Source organism: Mycobacterium sp. IDUB_1, assembly GCF_055419625.1.
Map to the genome: position 1 here is coordinate 778933 of NZ_JBVAYA010000001.1, position 18828 is coordinate 797760.

The window sequence follows — 18828 nt, forward strand, 5'->3', positions numbered from 1 at the left end:
AAGCAGGAGACGAATCGGTCATGTCCCACGTCGAACTCGGAGTGACCCCGGCGCACCTGCGCGAACTCGCAGCCGTGCAGCAGCGGATCGCCGCGGAGGTGATCTCTGCCGGTGCTCGGGTGCTCGACGCCGACGTCCGGGTGCTGGCGTCCCACGGCCCGATCGCGTCGCTCACCGCCGGTGCGTTGCAGACCGTGCAGCATGCCCGTGCGCTCGCCGCGTCGGCCGTCGCTGAACGGGCGGGATCGCTGGGCGAGCACCTGGTCGGTGCGGCGCACCGCTACGAGGCCACCGACGACGCATCGGCTCGACGGCTGCAGTGATGGCGAGCCCGCTGTTCGGCGACGCCGAACCCACCCACTTCGACGACGTGGTCGGCGTCGAAGTGACCATCGACGGCATGCTCGTCATCGCGGATCTGCTGCACCTGGTGGACTTCCCGCTGGCCCTCGGTATCCGCCCCAACATTCCCTACGAGGATCAGCGCCGCATCGTCGCCGAGCAGGTCACCCGCGACCTCACCGCGCAGGGAATCCTCACCGCATTCGGCGATCCGCACCCCGAGGTGGCGGCCATGGTCGACGCACTGAGCCGGCCCGACCGCACGCTCGACTGCCGGTGGTGGCGCCGGGACGTCGGCGGAAAGATGGTCCGTTTCGTCGTCTGCCGCAAGGGCGACCGCCACGTGGTCGCCGCGCGCGACGAAGAGATGCTGGTTCTCCAGCGGGTCGCCCCGCAGATCGGCCTGGCCGGCATGGTGAACGTCGTGATCGGGGCGGCGGAGCCGGCCGCCGTCGAACCGCTCACCGGCATCGCGAAGCGGCTCGCCGAGGTGCGCACGGCGGATCAGCTGGCGAGCTACGGCCAACCCCCGCTGTCGGCGAAGATCTACGCCGAGGCGCTCGCGCATCCGTCGAGCTGGGTCGAGATCACCGCCAACGAGCGGCACCCGGGCGGAACGTACTCTCAAGCCGGGGTCGGAGCAGGGGTCCTCGACTCGTCGCACGGTCGCATCGTGTCGATCCCGCGCCGCGTCAACGGTGAGCTGTACGGGAGCTTCCTGCCGGGCAGCCCGGAGAACCTGCAGCGCGCGCTCGACGGGCTGATGGAGTTCCTGCCGTCGGCGGCATGGTTCGAACGTAACGACTCCGCAGGCGCGCACGCCGCGTATCCGGACTGAGAAAGGCAACCGTAGGTGACACACTCCCCGCACGGTCCCTCCGACGGCGAGGACCACGATGACTTGGCGGCGCTGGACTTCAGCGCCGCCGATTCCGATGCGGGTGAGACGGATCTGTCCGCGTTGCTGGCCGACTACCCGACCGAGGAACCTGGCGCCGACGACAGCGTCGGGTTCGAGATCGACGCCGAGCCCGACGCCGCGGCGTCCATGCCGTTGTTCACGGTCACCAACCCGCCGGGAACGGTGACGGTGACGACCTACATGGACGGTCGCGTCCACCGGGTCGACCTCTCGCCCGGCGCTGCGGCGCTGGCCGAGGCCGTGCTGGGCGAGGAGATCGTCGTCATCGCCGGGCTGGCCACTCAGGACGCCCGGTCTGCGCAGTACTCGATCATGCTCGAGGAGATGCGCGAGCAGGGCCACGACAACGCCACCACCCGGGACTTCCTGACCCGCGACCTGGACCTACCCACCCCCGAACAGGCGCAGGCCGCACGGGCCGAGCTGTTCACGACCCGGTATGCGAGCGAGCATGACTGACCATCTGGCAAGCGTTTTCGGCACCGCGGTGGGCATGCTGCCCACCTCTCCGGCGCGGTCGCTGGAGATGTTCACCGAGATCACCGACTACGACGAGACCGCCTGCGACGCCTGGGTGGGCCGCATCCGATGCGGCGACACCGACCGGGTGACCATGTTCCGCGCCTGGTACTCGCGTACCAATTTCGGACAGCTCGCGGGTGCCGCCGAGCTGTCGATGAACAGCCTCGGGGCCCGGGTGCCGATCGGCGGGATGTTCGGCCAGATCACCTATCCGGTGAACTCGCCGCTGGCCATCACGATGGGCTTCGCGGTCACCGAGGCCGGGGTGGGCAACTACGCCGACGCGATGGAGGCGCTCGACGACGTGCCGTCCGCCGGCGCCGAACACCTGGTGTCCTGGGTGAAAGCCGTCGTCTATGGTGCCGCGCAGCGGTGGACCGACGTCATCGACGAGGTGCGCAGCGCCGCCAACACCTGGCCCGACAAGTTCCTGGCCGCCGCCGCCGGAGTGGCCCACGGAGTGGCGGCAGCCAACCTGGGACTGTTCACCGAAGCGGAAAGTCGCCTGGTGGAGGCCAATTCGTCGCCGGCGGGGGAAGCGTGCAACCGCGCGATCGCGTGGTATCTGGCCATGTCGTATCGCGGCCTGGGCAACGAAGAAGCCGCGGTGCGGTTGCTCGAGTGGCTGCAGGCGTCCTACCCGTCGCCGGACGTGGCTGCCGCGCTGCGAGATCCGGCATACCGACTACAGACCACGACCGCCGAGAAGATCGCCTCCCGCCGGGATCCGTGGGATCCCGCCAGCGTCGAGGCCGACACGTCCGGGCGGGAGGCGCTGCTCGCCGAGGCGCAGGCCGAACTGGACCGCCAAATCGGCCTGACCCGCGTCAAAGAGCAGATCGAGCGCTACCGGGCCGCCACGCAGATGGCCAAAGTGCGCGCCGCCCGGGGCATGAAGGTCGCCCAGGCGTCCAAGCACATGATCTTCACCGGGCCGCCCGGCACCGGAAAGACGACGATCGCCCGCGTGGTGGCCAACATCCTGGCCGGGCTCGGGGTCATCGCGGAGCCCAAGCTCGTGGAGACCTCGCGCAAGGACTTCGTCGCCGAATACGAGGGGCAGTCGGCGGTCAAGACCGCCAGGACCATCGACCGGGCGATGGGCGGTGTGCTGTTCATCGACGAGGCGTACACGCTGGTGCAGGAACGCGACGGCCGGGCTGACCCGTTCGGCACCGAGGCGCTCGACACGCTGCTGGCCCGGATGGAGAACGACCGCGACCGCCTCGTCGTGATCATCGCGGGCTACCGCAACGACATCGACCGGTTGCTGGAGACCAACGACGGCCTGCGATCCCGCTTCTCGACCCGCATCGAGTTCGACTCCTACTCGCCGGAGGAGATCGTCGACATCGCCAAAGTCATTGCCGAAGCCAATGATTCGACACTCAGCGAGGCCGCAGCCAAACAGGTGCTCGACGCGGCCCTGCTGCTGAGCCAGAGCACCTCCGCCGGAAAGCCCGCACTCGACGTGGCCGGTAACGGTCGCTACGCCCGCCAGCTGGTCGAAGCCGGCGAGCAGAGCCGGGACATGCGGCTGGCCCGGTCAATGGATTTCGAGAGCCTCGGTGTCGAGGAGCTCAGCGAGATCAGCGGTGAGGACATGGCGGCGGCGATCGCGTCGGTGCACGGCCGAATGAACATCAGCGGGTAGACGATGGCAGGTTTCCGACTCACCACCAAGGTCCAGGTCAGCGGCTGGCGGTTCCTGCTGCGCCGCGTCGAGCACGCCATCGTGCGCCGCGACACCCGGATGTTCGACGATCCGCTGCAGTTCTACAGTCGCGCCGTCAGTGCCGGCATCATCATCGCTGTCCTGATCTGCCTGGGCGCCGCGTTGCTCGCCTACTTCAAACCGCTCGGAAAGCGCGGCGGGGACAGCCTTCTCGTCGATCGCACCACCAATCAGCTCTACGTCGTCCTGCCTGACAGCGGCCAACTCCGACCGGTGTACAACCTGACCTCGGCGCGGCTGATCCTGGGCAGCGTCGGCAACCCGTCGGCGGTGAAATCCCAAGAGCTCGACAACATGCCGAAGGGTCAGCCGCTCGGCATCCCCGGCGCGCCGTACGCCACACCCGTCGCTGCGGCGCCGGAGACGCAGTGGAGCCTGTGCGACACCGTCATCAAGCCCGACAGCGTCGCCCCGACCGTCGACACATCCGTGCTGATCACCCCGCTCTCCCTGGACGGATCCGTCGGAGCGATGCGTCCCGAGCAGGGAATGCTGGTGTCGTTCAAGGGGGCCGACTGGCTGGTCACCTCGACCGGACGCCACGCGATCGACCTGTCCGACCGCGCGGTGACCTCGGCAGTCGGCATTCCGGTCACGGCCAAGTCGACACCCATCTCCGAGGGGCTGTTCAACGCGCTGCCCAACGCAGGGCCGTGGCGGCTGCCCGATATCCCCGCGATCGGTGCGCCCAACACGGTCGGCCTGCCGCCGGAGCTGGTGATCGGGTCGGTGTTCATGACCGTCACCGACTCCGACGAACAGAACTACGTCGTGCTGCCCGACGGGGTGGCGAAGGTCAACGCCACCACGGCCGCCGCGCTGCGCGCCACCAACTCCTTCGGCATGATCACGCCTCCGCCGATGGAGGCCAGTGCCGTGTCCCGGATCCCGGAGCGGGTGTACACCTCGCCGCTCCCCGATGTGCCGATGACCATGCTTGGCCGGCAGGACACCCCGGCCCTGTGCTGGGCGTGGCAGCGCGAACCGGGTGACCAATCTCCGAAGACCACGGTGATCGCTGGTCGCCACCTGCCGCTGCCGCCGAGCGCGATGTCCACCGGGATCAACCAGATCAGTGGAGATGCCACGGTGCACATCACCGGCGGGCAGTACATCCGGCTGCAGTCACCCGATCCGCGCTACGGCGAGAGCCTCTACTACATCGACCCCCAGGGCGTGCGCTACGGCATCCCGGACGAGAAGACCGCCGGGACACTGGGTTTGAGCGCACCAACGACGGCTCCGTGGCAGGTGGTCAGCCTGCTGGTGGACGGCCCGGTGCTGTCGAAGGAGGCGGCGCTGGTCGAACACGACACCCTGCCCGCCGACGTGAACCCCCGCAAGATCAGCACCGACGGTGCGGTGCCGGCGAGCAACGGAGGTGGCGGATGACGACACGCAAGTTCACGCCGATCATCAAGCGCGGACCCCGGTTGACGCCGGGCGAGATCAACGTCACCCCGCCCGACGACCTCGGCATCGACATACCGCCGTCCGGCATGCAGAAGGCTCTGCCGTGGGTGCTCGGCGGGTGCATGCTCGGCATGATCGCGATCATGATCTTCAGTGGGGTGCGCCAACTTTCGCCCTACATGCTGATGATGCCGCTGATGATGGTGATGGGCGCGGTGGGCCTGGTCGCCGGCGGTGGCAGCGGCGGCAAGAAGGTCCCCGAGATCAATGCCGACCGCAAGGAGTACCTGCGCTACCTCGCCGGGCTGCGGACTCGGGTCACGTCGTCTGCAGCCGCACAGGTGACGTTCTTCAACTATCACGCGCCGCACCCCGACGACCTACTGTCCATCATCGGCACCCATCGGCAGTGGTCACGCGCCGCCAACGCGGACTTCTACGCGGCCACGCGGATCGGTCTCGGCTCGGAGCCGGCGGTGGACCGGCTGCTCAAACCGGCCGTCGGAGGTGAACTCGCCGGCCCGACCGGCGCGCCGCAAGCGCATCTGGAACCCGTCAGCCACATGTGGGTGACGAAGTTCCTGCGCACCCACGGGCTGATCCACGACTGCCCGAAACTGGTGCAGCTCAAGACGTTTCCGACGATCGCCGTCGGTGGGGACGAAAACGGATCCACCCGCCTGCTCGCGGCGATGGTCTGCCACCTGGCGGTGTTCCACCCGCCGGACATGCTGCAGATGCGGGTGCTCACCGACAACCCGGAAGACCCGGCATGGGCATGGCTGAAGTGGCTGCCGCACGTGCAGCACCAGTCGGACACCGATGCCGCGGGAACCACCCGGATGGTGTTCACCCGTCCCGACGGCCTCAGCGATCTGGCCGCCCGCGGACCGCACACCGCCGACGCGACGCCGAACGGCCCGTACGTCGTCGTCATCGACCTGACCGGCGGCCGCGCCGGCTTCCCCGCCGACGGCCGGGCCGGCGTGACGGTGCTGACGCTCGGCAACCACCGGTCGAGCTACCGCATCCGGGTCAGTGCCGACGGCACCGCTGATGACAGCCTGCCGAATGCGCCGTTCCGTTTGGTGGCCAGCGACGTCGACGGGCTCTCACCCGCTGGGGCCGAGCGGATCGCGCGCAAGCTGGCCGGCTGGTCGATCACCGGGACGATCATCGACAAGAGCACCCGCGTACAGAAGAAGGTCGCCACCGAGTGGCACGAGATCGTCGGCGCGCAGACGGTCGAGGAAGTCACCCCGGCCCGCTGGCGGATGTTCACCGACACCGACCGGGACCGGTTGCGCATCCCGTTCGGGCACGAACTCAAGACCGGCGAGGTCATGTACCTCGACATCAAGGAGGGTGCCGAGTTCGGCGCCGGACCACACGGAATGCTGATCGGCACAACAGGTTCGGGTAAGTCGGAGTTCCTGCGCACGCTGATCCTGTCGCTGGCGGCCACCCACCACCCCGATCAGATCAACCTGCTGCTGACCGACTTCAAGGGCGGTTCGACCTTCCTGGGCATGGAGAAGCTCCCCCACACCGCGGCCGTGGTCACCAACATGGAAGAGGAAGCCGAGCTGGTTAGCCGCATGGGTGAGGTGCTCACCGGTGAGCTGGACCGTCGCCAGTCGATCCTGCGCCAGGCCGGCGTGCAGGTGGGAGCGGCGGGCGCGTTGTCCGGCGTGGCCGAGTACGAGAAGCACCGCGAGCGCGGCGCTGACCTGCCGCCGCTGCCGACGCTGTTCGTGGTCGTCGACGAGTTCGCCGAGCTGCTGCAGAACCACCCGGACTTCCTGCAGCTCTTCGACCGCATCTGCCGCGTGGGCCGATCATTGCGGGTGCACCTGCTGCTGGCGACGCAGTCGTTGAACACCGGCGGTACGCGCATCGACAAGTTGGAACCGAACCTGACCTATCGAATCGCGTTGCGCACCACCAGCTCGTCGGAGTCCAAGGCCGTCATCGGCACACCTGAGGCGCAGTACATCTCCAACAAGGAGAGCGGTGTCGGCTTCCTGCGCGTCGGAATGGAGGACCCGGTGAAGTTCCAGAGCGTCTACACCGGCACCCCCTATGTGCCGACGGTCGTCGGAGCGGGCGACGCCGACGCCGGCCCGCGCACCCAGGCCGACCGCAGCCTGCGGATCCACCGCTTCACCGCGGCGCCGATCATGGATGCGACGGTGAGCTCATGACGAGCAGCGAATCGCAGGTGCTGCGCGAGGTCGTCCTGGAGCAGCTCACGACCGGAGAGAACCACGCTTACCGGATGTGGTTGCCGCCCTTGGCCGATCCCACGCCGGTCAACGAACTCGTCGCGCGCGACTATGCGCGGCGGCCGCTGCGCATCGGCGTCGGCGTCATGGACGAGCCGCGCCGGCACCGCCAGGAAGTGTGGGGGATCGACATCGCCACCGCGGCCGGCAATGTCGCGATCGGCGGTGCGCCGCAGACCGGCAAGTCGACGTTCCTGCAGACGTTCATCCTGTCGGCCGCGGCATCGCACACACCGCGGCAGATACAGTTCTACTGCGTCGACATGGGTGGCGGCGGTCTCATGTACGTCGAAGACCTGCCACACGTCGGTGGTGTCGCGACCCGCGCCGAACCCGATCGGGTGAACCGCGTCGTCGCCGAGGTGAAAGCCGTTCTGCGGCAACGCGAGCAGACGTTCAAGCAGTACCGGGTCGGATCGATGGCCGACTACCGGCAGATGCGTGAGGATCCGAACAATCCCGCGTCGGCCGACCCTTTCGGTGACGTCTTCCTCGTCATCGACGGCTGGCCCGCGTTCGCTGCGGAGTTCACCGATCTCGAGCCGGTCGTGCAGGACATCGCGGGGCAGGGCCTCGCGTACGGCGTGCACACGATGATCTCCACGCCCCGCTGGACCGAGTTGCGCGCCCGTGTGCGCGACTACCTCGGCACCAAGGTCGAGTTCCGGCTCGGCGACGTCAACGAGACGCAGATCGACCGCATCACCCGCGAGATCCCGGCGAACCGGCCGGGCCGGGCCGTGTCGAGCGAGAAGCACCACCTGATGATCGGGGTGCCGCGACTCGACGGAGTGCACAGCGCCGAGGGACTGGTCCCGGCGATGGCCGAAGCCGTGCGCGAGATCGCGGCGCGGCACACCGACTCTGCGCCGCGTGTCCGCGTGCTCCCGAGCCGCGTCCATCTACAGCAGCTGGATCCGCAGCCGCCTGGCCCGGACGCCGATTACCGGACCCGGTGGACGGTTCCTGTCGGGGTGCGCGAGTCCGACCTCACGGTGGCGCACAACCACATGCACAACACCCCGCACCAGCTGATCTTCGGCGCCCCGAAGTCCGGCAAGACCACGATCGCCACCGCGATCGCGCAGGCGATCTGTGCCCGCAACAGCCCCCAACAGGTGCGGTTCATGATCGCCGACTACCGGTCGGCGCTGCTCGAGGCGGTGCCGGAGAGCCATTTGCTGCCGGCCGGCGGGATCAACCGCAACCACGACAGTCTGGTGGAGTCGGTGAAGGCGCTGGCGGCCAATCTGACGAAGCGGTTGCCGCCCGCCGACGTGACGCCGGCGCAGCTGCGTCAGCGGTCCTGGTGGACGGGCCCGGACGTGGTGTTGCTCGTCGACGACTGGCACATGATCGTCGCCGCCGGCGGGATGATGTCGCCGATGGTCCCGCTGGCACCGCTGCTGCCCGCCGCCGCGGACATCGGTCTGCACATTGTGGTCACCTGTCAGATGAGCCAGGCGCACCGGGCCACGATGGACAAGTTCGTCGGCACCGCGTACGGCGCCGGAACCCCCACGATGTTCCTTTCGGGAGAGAAGCAGGACTTCCCGTCCCGCGAGATCGTGGTCAAGAAGAGACCCCCTGGCCAGGCATTTTTCGTTACGCCGGATGCCAAGGAAGTCATCCAGGCCGCCTACGTCGATCCCCCCGCAGAAGAAGTGTTCGGAGCACCCCGCGAGGGCGGTTAACATGATTACTGCGGTCGTCCAGCAAACGCAGACCACGCGGGAGCGGCGACCGGGTCGGGGATTCAGCTCAGCGCAGAGCGGGTTATTCCCTGGACAACAGTAAAAAAACCCGTGTAGATGCGAGCAGGAGCGAGGAGCTAGCAAATGCAACCACTGAATCACGATCCAGGCGCCATCGGAGTCGGCGGCCAGGTCACCGCCAGCGGTGCACGTGGTCTGGCGACCGGAACCGCGGCCACCACCGAGGTCTCCGCGCTGGCTCCCGCCGGTGTCGACGAGGTGTCCGTGCACGCCATGGCGGCTTTCATGGCCGAGGGTGTGCAGACGCTCGGCATCAACGCTCTCGCGCAGGAAGAGATCGCTCGCGCCGGCGCCACGGTCATCGAACTGGCCGGCGTGTATGACGCGGTTGACGCCGCCAACGGCGCCACCCTGATCTGATCGACGAACCACGACGTCTGGTTGAGCAATGGCTGCGCCACCGATTCTCATTCCGCCTGTGTGGGGAGCGTTCCCCCCGGAGGTGAACACGGCTCGTCTGCAGGCCGGGGCCGGCCCCGCGCCGATGCTGCAGGCTGCTGCGGGGTGGGAAGCGTTGGCGATCTCGCTGGAGACCCAAGCCGACGAATTGGCGGCCAGCCTGGCTTCGCTGGCGCAGAACTGGCAGGGCACCGGCGCCGACCGGGCGATCAGCGCGGCGATGCCGATGGTGATCTGGTTGCGGATGCTGGCGCTGCAGGCCCAGAAGAGGGCCCTGCAGGCGTCGGCGCAAGCAAGCGCCTACACAACGGCCTTCGCCGCGACCCCGCAGCTCACCGAGATCGAGTTGAACCACATCACGCACGGCGTGCTGGAGTCGACGAACTTCCTCGGCGTCAACACGGTGCCGATCGGGATGAACGAAGCCGACTACATCCGCATGTGGGATCTGGCGGCCACGGTGATGAGCACCTACCAGGCCGAGACCGTGACCAACGCGACGTTCGAGCCGATCACACCGCCGAAGCCGATCGTGGTGCCCGGTGGCGCCGAGGCGGCGCTGGCGACGGGCCTGACCGGTGCGGCGCCGGGGATGGCCAGCGCGGTAGCGCGTGACGCCACGATCGCGAAAGTCAGCGCGAGCGGCAAGATCGACGAGGCGGGCCAGAAGGCCGGACACTTCGAGGGTGCAGCCAATCAGGCTGCGCAGCAGGCGAAGTCGCCGGCCGAGCAGGGTCAGCTGATGCAGCAGGGCCCGCAGATGGCGATGCAGATGGCCTCCCAGGTGGGGTCGACGCTGGCGCAGGCGCCGCAGCAGCTGATGCAGGGCGTGACGCAGCCATTCCAACAGCTCACGCAGCCGTTGCAGCAGATGTCGTCGCTGTTCGGGCAGATGGGTATGGGCGGCGACAAAGGTGCCCAGGTCGGAATGCTCGGCGCCACACCGTTTTCCAATCATCCGGCGATCGGCGGGAACGGACCGGCGGCCGGGGCGGGTTTGGTTCGCGCCGCGTCACTGCCCGGCGCCGGCGGGACATCAGCACGGACGCCGTTGATGTCGAACCTGGTCGGCAAGGAACTCCAGCCCAACCTGTCCGCGGTAGCAGTCGGCGCGGCCGCGGGAGGCGCCGCGGCCGGGCTGGCTCCGGTTGGTCAGGGCAGCGGTGCCGGTGGCGGCCCGATGGGAATGGCGGGCCACCGCGGCCAGGGGGGCGGGGGAGGCCACCGGTCTTCGCTGACCGCGCCCGCGCTTTTGGACTACGACCTCGACGAGGACGACACGGACGACTGGTAGGTCGTCCACCACCACAGACTTGCCGGCCACCAGGGTCGGGGAGCCCGCCGCAGCGGCGGGAACACAGTAAACCGGGAACGGTAAGAGAGGGAAGGTAGGGACATGGCACTTGAGGCAGATGTTGCTGCATTAAGTGCGGGAGCGGCTACGTTCGACCGGATCTCCGGCGAACTCCAGGCCGTCCGCGCTCATGTTGAGACGATCGCCGCGTCCGCGAAGGCAAACCTCGACAGCCCGCAGGCGGGCATCGCCCTGCAGGCAGCGTTGACGCGCTACCACGAGGCCGCCGACCAGCAGACTCGGTTGCTCTCCGATATTTCGCACAACATTCAGCAGAGCGGCTTGCAGTACGACAGCACCGACGCGGACAACTCGTCCAGCCTGACTCACGCGATGGGCAACGTGCTCGGCCACTGAGCGCCACCATCGGACGATCGAAACACTCAAGGAGACAACAATGAGCGGACCCATTTCCTACAACTTCGCCGGCATCGAGAATGATGCTGCGGATGTCCATGGCGCGGTCGGCCGCGTCAACGGGCTGCTGTCCGAGGGCCAGAGCGCGCTGAATTCGCTGCAGGCAGCGTGGGTCGGCACCGGTTCGGATTCGTACCAGGCCGTCCAGCAGCGCTGGAACCAGAATTCCGAGGAGCTCAATCAGGCTCTGCAGAACCTCGGTCATGCCGTGGCCAATGCCGGCCACGACATGGGTTCCACCGAAAAGGGTGTCGAAAGCACGTTTCACATCTGAACGAGGATGCCGGTGGGCGCCCGTCGCGCGTTTCGACCGCACGGACGCCCACCGCATACTCCCCACTCCCCAACCCCCTGAGAGGCACACATGTCCGCCGACTATGACCGGCTCTTCGGTTCACCGGATGCTGTACGGACGGTCGAGGACGAGCCCGATCGCGACACCCCGCCTGCGGGCCGGGATTCGGTGACCCCGCCGGCGATGCCGGCCGCCACCCCGCGGACGCAGGCCGCACCGCCGCCGCGGCAGGCTGAAGTCACCAGCCAGATGCCGCCGCTGCCGGTCACGGCACCCCAGCAGCTGCCGAGCAACGGCATGATGCGTGCCCCGCAGGCCCCGGCCGGCGCCCGCCACGAGCAGCCGCGGCACGCGTCAACGCCCGCACCCCGCCCGACCCCCGCGCCGGCACCCACACAACACTTCGCCGACGTCGAGGTCGACCGTCGACCCGTCGTGCAATCCGCGCCGACCTCGGCCGCCTCGATGGGTAACCATCGCGCCATCGACGCGCTCTCCCATGTCGGTGTCCGGTCCGCGGTCAAGATGCCGTCGCAGCGCGGCTGGCGGCACTGGATCTACCTGCTGACCCGCATCAACCTCGGGCTGTCCCCTGACGAGCTCTTCGAGATGGATCTGCACAACCGGATCCGGCGCAACGCCCGCGACTCCTATCAGATCGGAATCTTCGGCCTCAAGGGCGGCGTCGGCAAGACCGCGGTGACGGTGGCGCTGGGTTCGTCCCTGAGCTCCATCCGTGGCGATCGCATCCTGGCGATCGACGCCGACCCCGACGGCGGAAATCTCGCCGACCGAGCCGGGCGCCAGTCTGCCGCAACAATCTCGGACTTGTTGAGCGACAAGGAACTTCACCGCTACAACGACATCCGCGCCTACACCAGCATGAACAGCGCGAACCTCGAAGTGTTGTCCTCCGAGGAGTACAGCGCCGCGCGCCGTGAGTTCAACGACGAGGACTGGCGCGCAGCCACCGAAGTGGTGTCGCGGTACTACAACCTCGTTCTCGCGGACTGCGGTGCCGGGCTGTTCCAGCCGGGAGCACGTGGCGTGCTCTCCACGGTGTCGGGTCTGGTCATCGTGGCGAGCGCGTCGATCGACGGTGCGCGGCAGGCCGCGATCACGATGGACTGGCTGCGCCAGAACGGTTATCAGGATCTGCTCGGTCGGTCCTGCGTGGTGATCAACCATGTCGTGCCCGGCAAGCCGAACATCGATGTCGACGATCTGGTGCAGCAGTTCGAGCGGCACGTGGCACCCGGCCGAGTCATCGTGCTGCCGTGGGACAAGCACATCGCGGCAGGCACTGAGATCCAGCTCGACTTGCTGGGCAAGGACTTCCGCCGCCGCGTGGTCGAACTGGCCGCAGCGCTCTCTGACGACTTCGACAGGCTCGAGCGGCGTTGACCGCGACGGCCACACCTACGTCGTCGTCGAGTGTCGCCCCCGGGCGCCCGGCGACGACGCGCGTCACGATTCTGACGGGCCGTCGCATGACCGACCTGGTGCTGCCGTCGGCGGCGCCGATCGAGAGCTACGTCGACGAGACCGTGAACGTGCTCGCCGACATCCTGGAGGACACCCCGCCGGAATTATTGGCGGGCTTCGACTTCAAGGCGCAAGGGGTGTGGTCGTTCGCGCGTCCAGGCGCTCCGCCGATCAAGCTGAACGAGTCGCTCGACGATGCCGGTGTGGTCGACGGCTCGCTGCTGACGGTGGTGTCGGTCAGCCGCACCGAACGGTACCGGCCGCTCGTCGAGGACGTCATCGACGCGATAGCGGTGCTCGACGAGACGCCGGAGTTCAACCGGACCGCGCTGTACCGCTTCGTCGGGTTGATGCTTCCGCTCGCCGCACTGGTGATCACCGCAGTCTCGATCCTGTCGTGGACGTCCACGGGTCGTGACTGGTGGTGGCCGGTCTCGCTGGGTGTGCTCGGTGTGGCACTGATGGGCGGCAGCTGGCTCGCGCAAACCCGTTACGGCAGCCTCGATATGGCGGAGAGCCTGCTGGTGTCGTCACTGCTGACGCTCGGCGGGGGAGTGGCCCTGGCGGTTCCGTTGCCTCGTGGCGTCGAATCGTTGGGCTCACCACAGATCGCGGGTGCTGGTGCCCTGCTGTTGCTGATGGTGCTCGCCACCCGCGGAGGTCCGCGGCGACGGGCAGAGATCGCCGCGTTTCTGGCGGTGGTCGCGACGGCCGTGACGTTCGCCGCGGTTGCGTTCGGCTACGGGTGGCAGGACTGGGTCCCCGCGGGTGCGATCGCGTTCGGGCTCTTCGTCGTGACCAACGCCGCCAAACTGACTGTGGCCGTGGCTCGGATCGCGCTGCCGCCGATCCCGGCGCCCGGCGAGACTGTGGCCAACGACGAGCTGCTGGACCCGGTGACGACCGACGACACGTCGGAGGAGTCGGAGACATGGCAGGCGATCATCGCATCGGTGCCGGATTCCGCGGCGCGGCTCACCGAGCGCAGCCGGCTGGCCAAGCGACTGCTGATCGGTTTCCTCACTGCCGGCGCGTCGATCCTCGCGGTTGGCTCGATTGCCGTTGTGGTGCAAGGCCACTTCTTCTTGCACAGCCTGATCGTGGCGGCATTGGTGACGGTGCTGTGTGGGTTCCGCTCCCGGCTGTACGCCGACCGGTGGTGCGCCTGGGCGCTGATGGCCGCCGCAGTGGTGATCCCGACGGGTGTGGCGGTGCGCCTGTGCCTCTGGTATCCCGAGCAGGCCTGGCTGGTGCTGGCGATCTACACCGCGGTGGCCGTCGTCGCGGTGATCACGATCGGCGCGACGGATGGCGTGCGGCGCGTATCGCCGGTGACCAAGCGCATCCTCGAGCTCGTCGACGGCGCGACGATCGCCGCGGTGATCCCGATGCTGCTCTGGATAGCTGGCGTGTATGACCTGCTGCGAAATCTGCGGTTCTAGGAGGTTCTGGTGACCAATCCCGCTCCGCTGACGGTCGATCCGGATGCGCTAGCAGCTGCAGGTGGCGCATTGTCGGCAGCCGCCAGCGAATTGCCGGCGGCGCCGGAGCCTTTCATGCCGGTGGGGACCGATCCGTTGTCGACGACGATCATCGGACAGATCCCTGCTGTCGAGGGGCCGATCTACGAGCAGTTGCCGGCGGTGAAAGCTCAAGCGACGCAGACCGCGAGCAGTGTCAAGAACGCTGCCAACGCCTACACGGCCGCAGATCAGCGGATTGGCGGTGCCATCGATGCCGAGATGCAGGACGTTGCGGGAACGGGTGCTGGCGCCGCTGGGTCGGCTGGTGGAGCCGCGGGTTCGGCGGCCGGAGCCGCAGGATCGGCGGGCTCGGCGGGCGGTGGCATGAGCCAGATGATGAGCATGCCCATGCAGATGGCGTCGCAGATGTCTCAGATGCCGATGCAGGTGATGAGCGCCGTGCAGCAGGCACCACAAGGCGTCATGCAGGGGGTCCAACAGGTGGGGCAGCAGGTGCAACAGATGGTCGGCCAGTTCGGGGGTGTCGGAGGACAAACCGGTAGCGCCGGCGGCGAATCAGGCAGCGCGCCGAGCGTGGACGTACCGCAGGCCGAGCCGGCGCAGGAGACGACGGACGGCGCAGCCGGGAGCGATCCGAGTGCCGAGCGAGCGCCGGAGACAGAACCAAAGGACAAGGCAGAGGAAGACGCGCCCGGACGGCACCGTGCAGCGGATGATCGGATCAACCTGTGACCGGCTCGCTGCAGGTCAATCCAGGCGAATTGCGCTCTGCGGGGTCGACGTTCACGGGAGTTGCCGACAAGCTCGCGGCGCTCGACCCGGGCACACCGTTGGCCGACGCTGCTGCGGCAGTGCCTGGCCTGAAGACTGCCGGCGCGTGCTTGACTGCGAAAGAGTCGGTGGCGCAGCAGATGATCACGATCACCAGCGCTGCTCGCACCTACGGCGAGAACCTCACGTCGGCTGCTGACAAGTACGAAGGAACCGATCAGGCGTCGGGCAACAAGATCGCCGGGGTTCCGATGCCGACACCCGGCGGCTGATCAGACGGTCGCGGTGGCGTTGACTGCGTCGCCGATCATCACCCCGAGGTGCTGCCAGTAGACCCAGTCCGCGATCGCGGTCCGCTGAGATTCTGCATCGGTGGCTGTGTGGGCTCGGTGCAATGCATGGACCTGAGCGTGCTCGGCATAGGTGATGAAGGCTTGGAGATGAGCCACGCCGCGTTGTGGGCTGGTGCTCATGAGCGGCTTGGCGACCTCGAACCACAGCTTGGCGGTCTCGTCGGCGGGAGGGTCTTGATCGGCCGGGGCGGGTGGCAGTAGTTCGTTGAGCCCGTTGTCGCTGACGGCGTTGAGTTGCTGTGCGGCGGCGGGTGCGATCACATCTAACCGGCTGCGGCCCTGCATCTTTCCGCTGTCGGGCATGTCGTCAGCGGTGAGGATGACTTTGGCGACGCCGGGATCGAAGGTGGCGAACTGCTCTTCGGTTGCGACCACGGCACGCAGCTTCTTGTCGTGGTGCTGCGCCCAGCGCTGAATGGCGAGGATGGGGTAGGTCGCCCAGGTGGCGCGCTCGGACAGGGGAATCGATTCGTCGGCCGACGCCATCTTCACGGTGTCGGGCAGGTGGACCCCGTCGGGGATGTATCCGAGGCCGTAGCTGTTGGCGACGACGATCGTGCCGTCCATCGTGACGCCGGTGACCCAGAAGAAGCCGAAGTCCATGACGCCGACGTTGAGCGCGGCCGCGATGTGGCGGGCTCGTTGCAACGGATCGTGCCCAGTTGCCTTGCGGCGCAATGCTCCTGCGGTGGTGGCTGCCGCGATGGCGTCGCGTTCGGCACGGCTTGCGGACACGGGGACGGGTGCTGGCGCCGCCGCGGCGTTGGCTGCGGTGGCCGCGGACATGGGAGCAACACCCGGGCCGCCGGTGGCAGCGGGAGCAGTGCCGGGCGCGGGAGGCGCCGGCGGTGCTGGCGTGGTGGGAGGGCCGAGCGGCACTGGCGGGGGCGATGCGGGCGCGCCGCTCGGGGCGGACGCCACCGGTGCGGCTCCGGCCGAGCCGCCGCCCATGGCACCACCGGATGCCCCGCCCGCCGAGCCGCCTGCGGGGGGTGCCGCAGCTGCGGCTTGATTGACCGGGGCCTGAGTGGGTGCGGGAGACGCTGCGGGCGGGGGGGAGGAGAGCGGGGCAGGTGCCTGGCTTGCCAGCGGCTGGACGGGAGATGGTTTAGCGGCGTTTGCACTATTCGAGTTGGCGGTTCCACCAGCAGCTGTGTTTGTATTCGACGCGGCTGTGCCATTGGCGGCGCTGGGTTGGGCTGTTCCCGTGGGGCTGGATGCCGTGCCCGATTGGCTAAGTCCTGGTGAGCTACTTGACCCGGCTTGCGGTGAAACAGAGGATGGGCTCGTCCCGCCCCCCGTCCCCGACGAGCCAGCGCCACCAGCCAGCGCCGAACCGGGTGAAGCCGTTGCAGGGCTAGGTCCAGCTGCACCCGGGTCAGAGGGCGGCGATCCGGGAGCATTCGGTGTAGGCGCGGTTGCGGCTGCATTTGCGGGATTACGCTGTACGGTTTCTGAATTTCCTGAGTTGGGGGCTTGACCTCCGCGACTGTTCAGGAGGTTCCCTACATTTGGCTTTTGATTGCTCCCGCTGGGCATGGAATAGCCAGTACGTGTGATCGGCGGGTTTGTGGATGGCGCCTCGCTCGGATTCCTGTTCATAGGATCGACCGGCTGTTTGAGGAGATTAGATAGCGAATCCGCCGGAGGTTTCCAATCCTTGAAGGCGACGATTTGCCCCTCACTGGAGCTGACGAGAGTTTTGCAGGCGTCATGGGCCTCTCGCACTACCGTGTCGATCGCCTGTTGTCTTTCTGACTCACTATCGAAAGGCATATCCCTAATGATTTGAATGGCTGCTTCAGCCGCAGCAACAATATCCACGATCTGTTCTTTCACCGCCGCGACGATCGCAGCCGCATAATTCTGCCAAGTTATCGCACCCACAAGCTGACCCTGAAGCACGGTCAGCTGGCTTATCGTTCGTGAAACGGCAGAACCAGCGGCGTTTGCGCCGCTCCCTGACCAGAGTGGGGTACCGAAGATATGTCTTGATAGGTCCTGCCAACCAGTCAACGCGCGGGTCTCGTCTTGAAGAATGCGCGTCCACGTCGTGGCGCGTGTTCGAAGGGAGTCCTCGTCAATCTCTGGCCAAGCTGGGAACGCAGTGATGGCGGGTCCGTGTTCGCTCGTGGGCCGCGCGACGGTCATAGTCAGCCACCCACCGCGAGGCAGGCCTCATTGAGAGCACCCGCAACACCGGTGGCCACCTCATTAAGGTAGTTATCAGCTGGCACGTAGGTCGGCAACGCAGCTGCGAAAGTTCTCCGGTATTGAGCGGCGAGTAGAGAAAAGCTTTCGATAACCGCGTTACCGCTGCGCTTACCTATTTGCGCAATTCGGTCCGCAAAGGTGTTCATGACCGGAACTACTTCTTCGTTGACCGACCTCTGCTGTATATCCCACGTTGAGGCTGGGACATTTGGGTCTGTGGCTAGCCAGTCGACTGTCTGGGCAGATAGGTCAGCTATTAGCCCAGCGATATCGGGACAGACTGCGTTCGGCTGTGTCAAGAATCTGCTCGACGCATTGACTCCTGTGCCAGGAGCCTTTTCCTGCGTACCCGTCGGCGGTGGTTGAATTGACGCTCTAGAATCCGCTGAACCGAACGCTATAGCGTTGCAGATTGAGCTGATCGCCAGGGTGAGTCCCACGGTGACTCTAGCAAGATGGTCATCAATCGGTTCGTACAACGTGATTGCCTTTGCGTATGCACGCGCATAGGCAATGAATTGTTCGTAGAGCGTTTCAACAACTTTATTTGGAGTGCGGTTCGCGAGCGGCTCAGTCTGGTCCGCCGCAGCCTTCATCGCAGCGGCAACGGCGCGGTACTGAGCAAGCTGGTCTTCCCTCCACGCGCTTACAGGTACAGACGGATCGCGTTGCTTCCAGCCGTTATCCTCCGCTGCCGCGAGAGAGTTATTGATGGGATCCCAAGCGGCGCAGGTTGGCTCGGCCGTTATCAAGGAAATCTGTTGGCGTGACGGGTCGCCGCTGGCAGCGGTAGGACCGGAACCAACGGACACGCCCGGGGAATTCGATCGATCATCTGGGCCTTCCCGGGTCACCAGCAAGGTTGTTACTGCCGTGACGACTACGACTACTAGAATGGCAAGTCCGCCAAGAACCCACTTCGTTGTTTTGCCGCCCTTCGGTGATGGCGGGGGCAGCGGGCCCCACTGAGGAGGCGGCCCCTGCGGTGGCGGCGGCCATTGGCCGGACGGCGGCATCGTCATGCAGACCGCTCCGGTTCCTGCCGCAACATCCCAACCTCCC

17 protein-coding genes are annotated in these 18828 nt (G+C 67.1%); 15 read left to right on the plus strand and 2 right to left on the minus strand.

All coding sequences use genetic code 11. The features are described from left to right. Window positions 1-20 precede the first annotated feature (20 nt). The 15 genes from ACZYYX_RS04010 to ACZYYX_RS04080 all read left to right on the plus strand — a co-directional run bounded on the left by ACZYYX_RS04010 (window position 21) and on the right by ACZYYX_RS04080 (window position 15471). Window positions 21-323, plus strand: coding sequence for a type VII secretion target (locus ACZYYX_RS04010; RefSeq protein WP_463813128.1), 303 nt, complete (start codon window positions 21-23; stop codon window positions 321-323). Beyond that, window positions 323-1180, plus strand: coding sequence for an ESX secretion-associated protein EspG (locus ACZYYX_RS04015; RefSeq protein ID WP_463813129.1), 858 nt, complete (start codon window positions 323-325; stop codon window positions 1178-1180). The genes ACZYYX_RS04010 and ACZYYX_RS04015 overlap by 1 nt, the downstream gene beginning before the upstream one ends. 15 nt (window positions 1181-1195) lie before the next feature. Beyond that, a complete protein-coding gene (locus tag ACZYYX_RS04020; protein ID WP_463813130.1) occupies window positions 1196-1723 on the plus strand; it encodes a hypothetical protein in 528 nt (175 codons plus the stop codon). Then, window positions 1716-3440, plus strand: coding sequence for a type VII secretion AAA-ATPase EccA (gene eccA / locus ACZYYX_RS04025; protein WP_463813131.1), 1725 nt, complete (start codon window positions 1716-1718; stop codon window positions 3438-3440). Before ACZYYX_RS04020 ends, eccA begins: the two co-directional genes overlap by 8 nt. Window positions 3441-3443: 3 nt before the next feature. Then, window positions 3444-4913 carry a type VII secretion protein EccB gene (gene eccB / locus ACZYYX_RS04030; RefSeq protein ID WP_463813132.1) on the plus strand — a complete coding sequence of 490 codons (1470 nt, stop codon included), beginning with the start codon at window positions 3444-3446 and terminating at the stop codon, window positions 4911-4913. After that, a complete protein-coding gene (gene eccCa, locus ACZYYX_RS04035) occupies window positions 4910-7138 on the plus strand; it encodes a type VII secretion protein EccCa (RefSeq protein WP_463813133.1) in 2229 nt (742 codons plus the stop codon). Before eccB ends, eccCa begins: the two co-directional genes overlap by 4 nt. Continuing rightward, window positions 7135-8913: a type VII secretion protein EccCb gene (gene eccCb / locus ACZYYX_RS04040; protein ID WP_463813134.1), complete on the plus strand. Its 1779-nt coding sequence runs from the start codon at window positions 7135-7137 to the stop codon at window positions 8911-8913. The genes eccCa and eccCb overlap by 4 nt, the downstream gene beginning before the upstream one ends. Window positions 8914-9057: 144 nt before the next feature. Further along, window positions 9058-9354: a PE family protein gene (locus tag ACZYYX_RS04045; protein WP_463813135.1), complete on the plus strand. Its 297-nt coding sequence runs from the start codon at window positions 9058-9060 to the stop codon at window positions 9352-9354. A 28-nt stretch (window positions 9355-9382) separates the two neighbouring features. Then, the gene (locus tag ACZYYX_RS04050) at window positions 9383-10687 is read left to right on the plus strand and encodes a PPE family protein (protein WP_463813136.1); all 1305 of its coding nucleotides are present in this window, start codon (window positions 9383-9385) and stop codon (window positions 10685-10687) included. A 102-nt stretch (window positions 10688-10789) separates the two neighbouring features. Then, on the plus strand, window positions 10790-11104 hold the full coding sequence (locus ACZYYX_RS04055; RefSeq protein ID WP_463813137.1) for a WXG100 family type VII secretion target: 315 nt from the start codon (window positions 10790-10792) through the stop codon (window positions 11102-11104). A gap of 40 nt (window positions 11105-11144) precedes the next feature. Next, the gene (locus ACZYYX_RS04060; RefSeq protein ID WP_463813138.1) at window positions 11145-11438 is read left to right on the plus strand and encodes a WXG100 family type VII secretion target; all 294 of its coding nucleotides are present in this window, start codon (window positions 11145-11147) and stop codon (window positions 11436-11438) included. Window positions 11439-11528: 90 nt separating this feature from the next. After that, window positions 11529-12863, plus strand: coding sequence for a MinD/ParA family ATP-binding protein (locus ACZYYX_RS04065; RefSeq protein WP_463813139.1), 1335 nt, complete (start codon window positions 11529-11531; stop codon window positions 12861-12863). After that, a complete protein-coding gene (eccD, locus tag ACZYYX_RS04070) occupies window positions 12860-14386 on the plus strand; it encodes a type VII secretion integral membrane protein EccD (RefSeq protein ID WP_463813140.1) in 1527 nt (508 codons plus the stop codon). Before ACZYYX_RS04065 ends, eccD begins: the two co-directional genes overlap by 4 nt. A 9-nt stretch (window positions 14387-14395) precedes the next feature. Next, the gene (locus ACZYYX_RS04075) at window positions 14396-15160 is read left to right on the plus strand and encodes a hypothetical protein (protein ID WP_463813141.1); all 765 of its coding nucleotides are present in this window, start codon (window positions 14396-14398) and stop codon (window positions 15158-15160) included. Further along, on the plus strand, window positions 15157-15471 hold the full coding sequence (locus ACZYYX_RS04080; RefSeq protein ID WP_463813142.1) for a type VII secretion target: 315 nt from the start codon (window positions 15157-15159) through the stop codon (window positions 15469-15471). Before ACZYYX_RS04075 ends, ACZYYX_RS04080 begins: the two co-directional genes overlap by 4 nt. Here the strand turns inward: ACZYYX_RS04080 and ACZYYX_RS04085 are convergent, their stop codons facing one another. Then, window positions 15472-16338 (minus strand): secretion protein EccK, encoded by an 867-nt coding sequence (locus tag ACZYYX_RS04085; RefSeq protein WP_463813143.1) that lies wholly within the window; start codon window positions 16336-16338, stop codon window positions 15472-15474. A gap of 1367 nt (window positions 16339-17705) precedes the next feature. Then, entirely contained in the window at window positions 17706-18518 is an 813-nt protein-coding gene (locus ACZYYX_RS04090) for a hypothetical protein (protein WP_463813144.1), read from the minus strand. Window positions 18519-18828 lie beyond the last annotated feature (310 nt).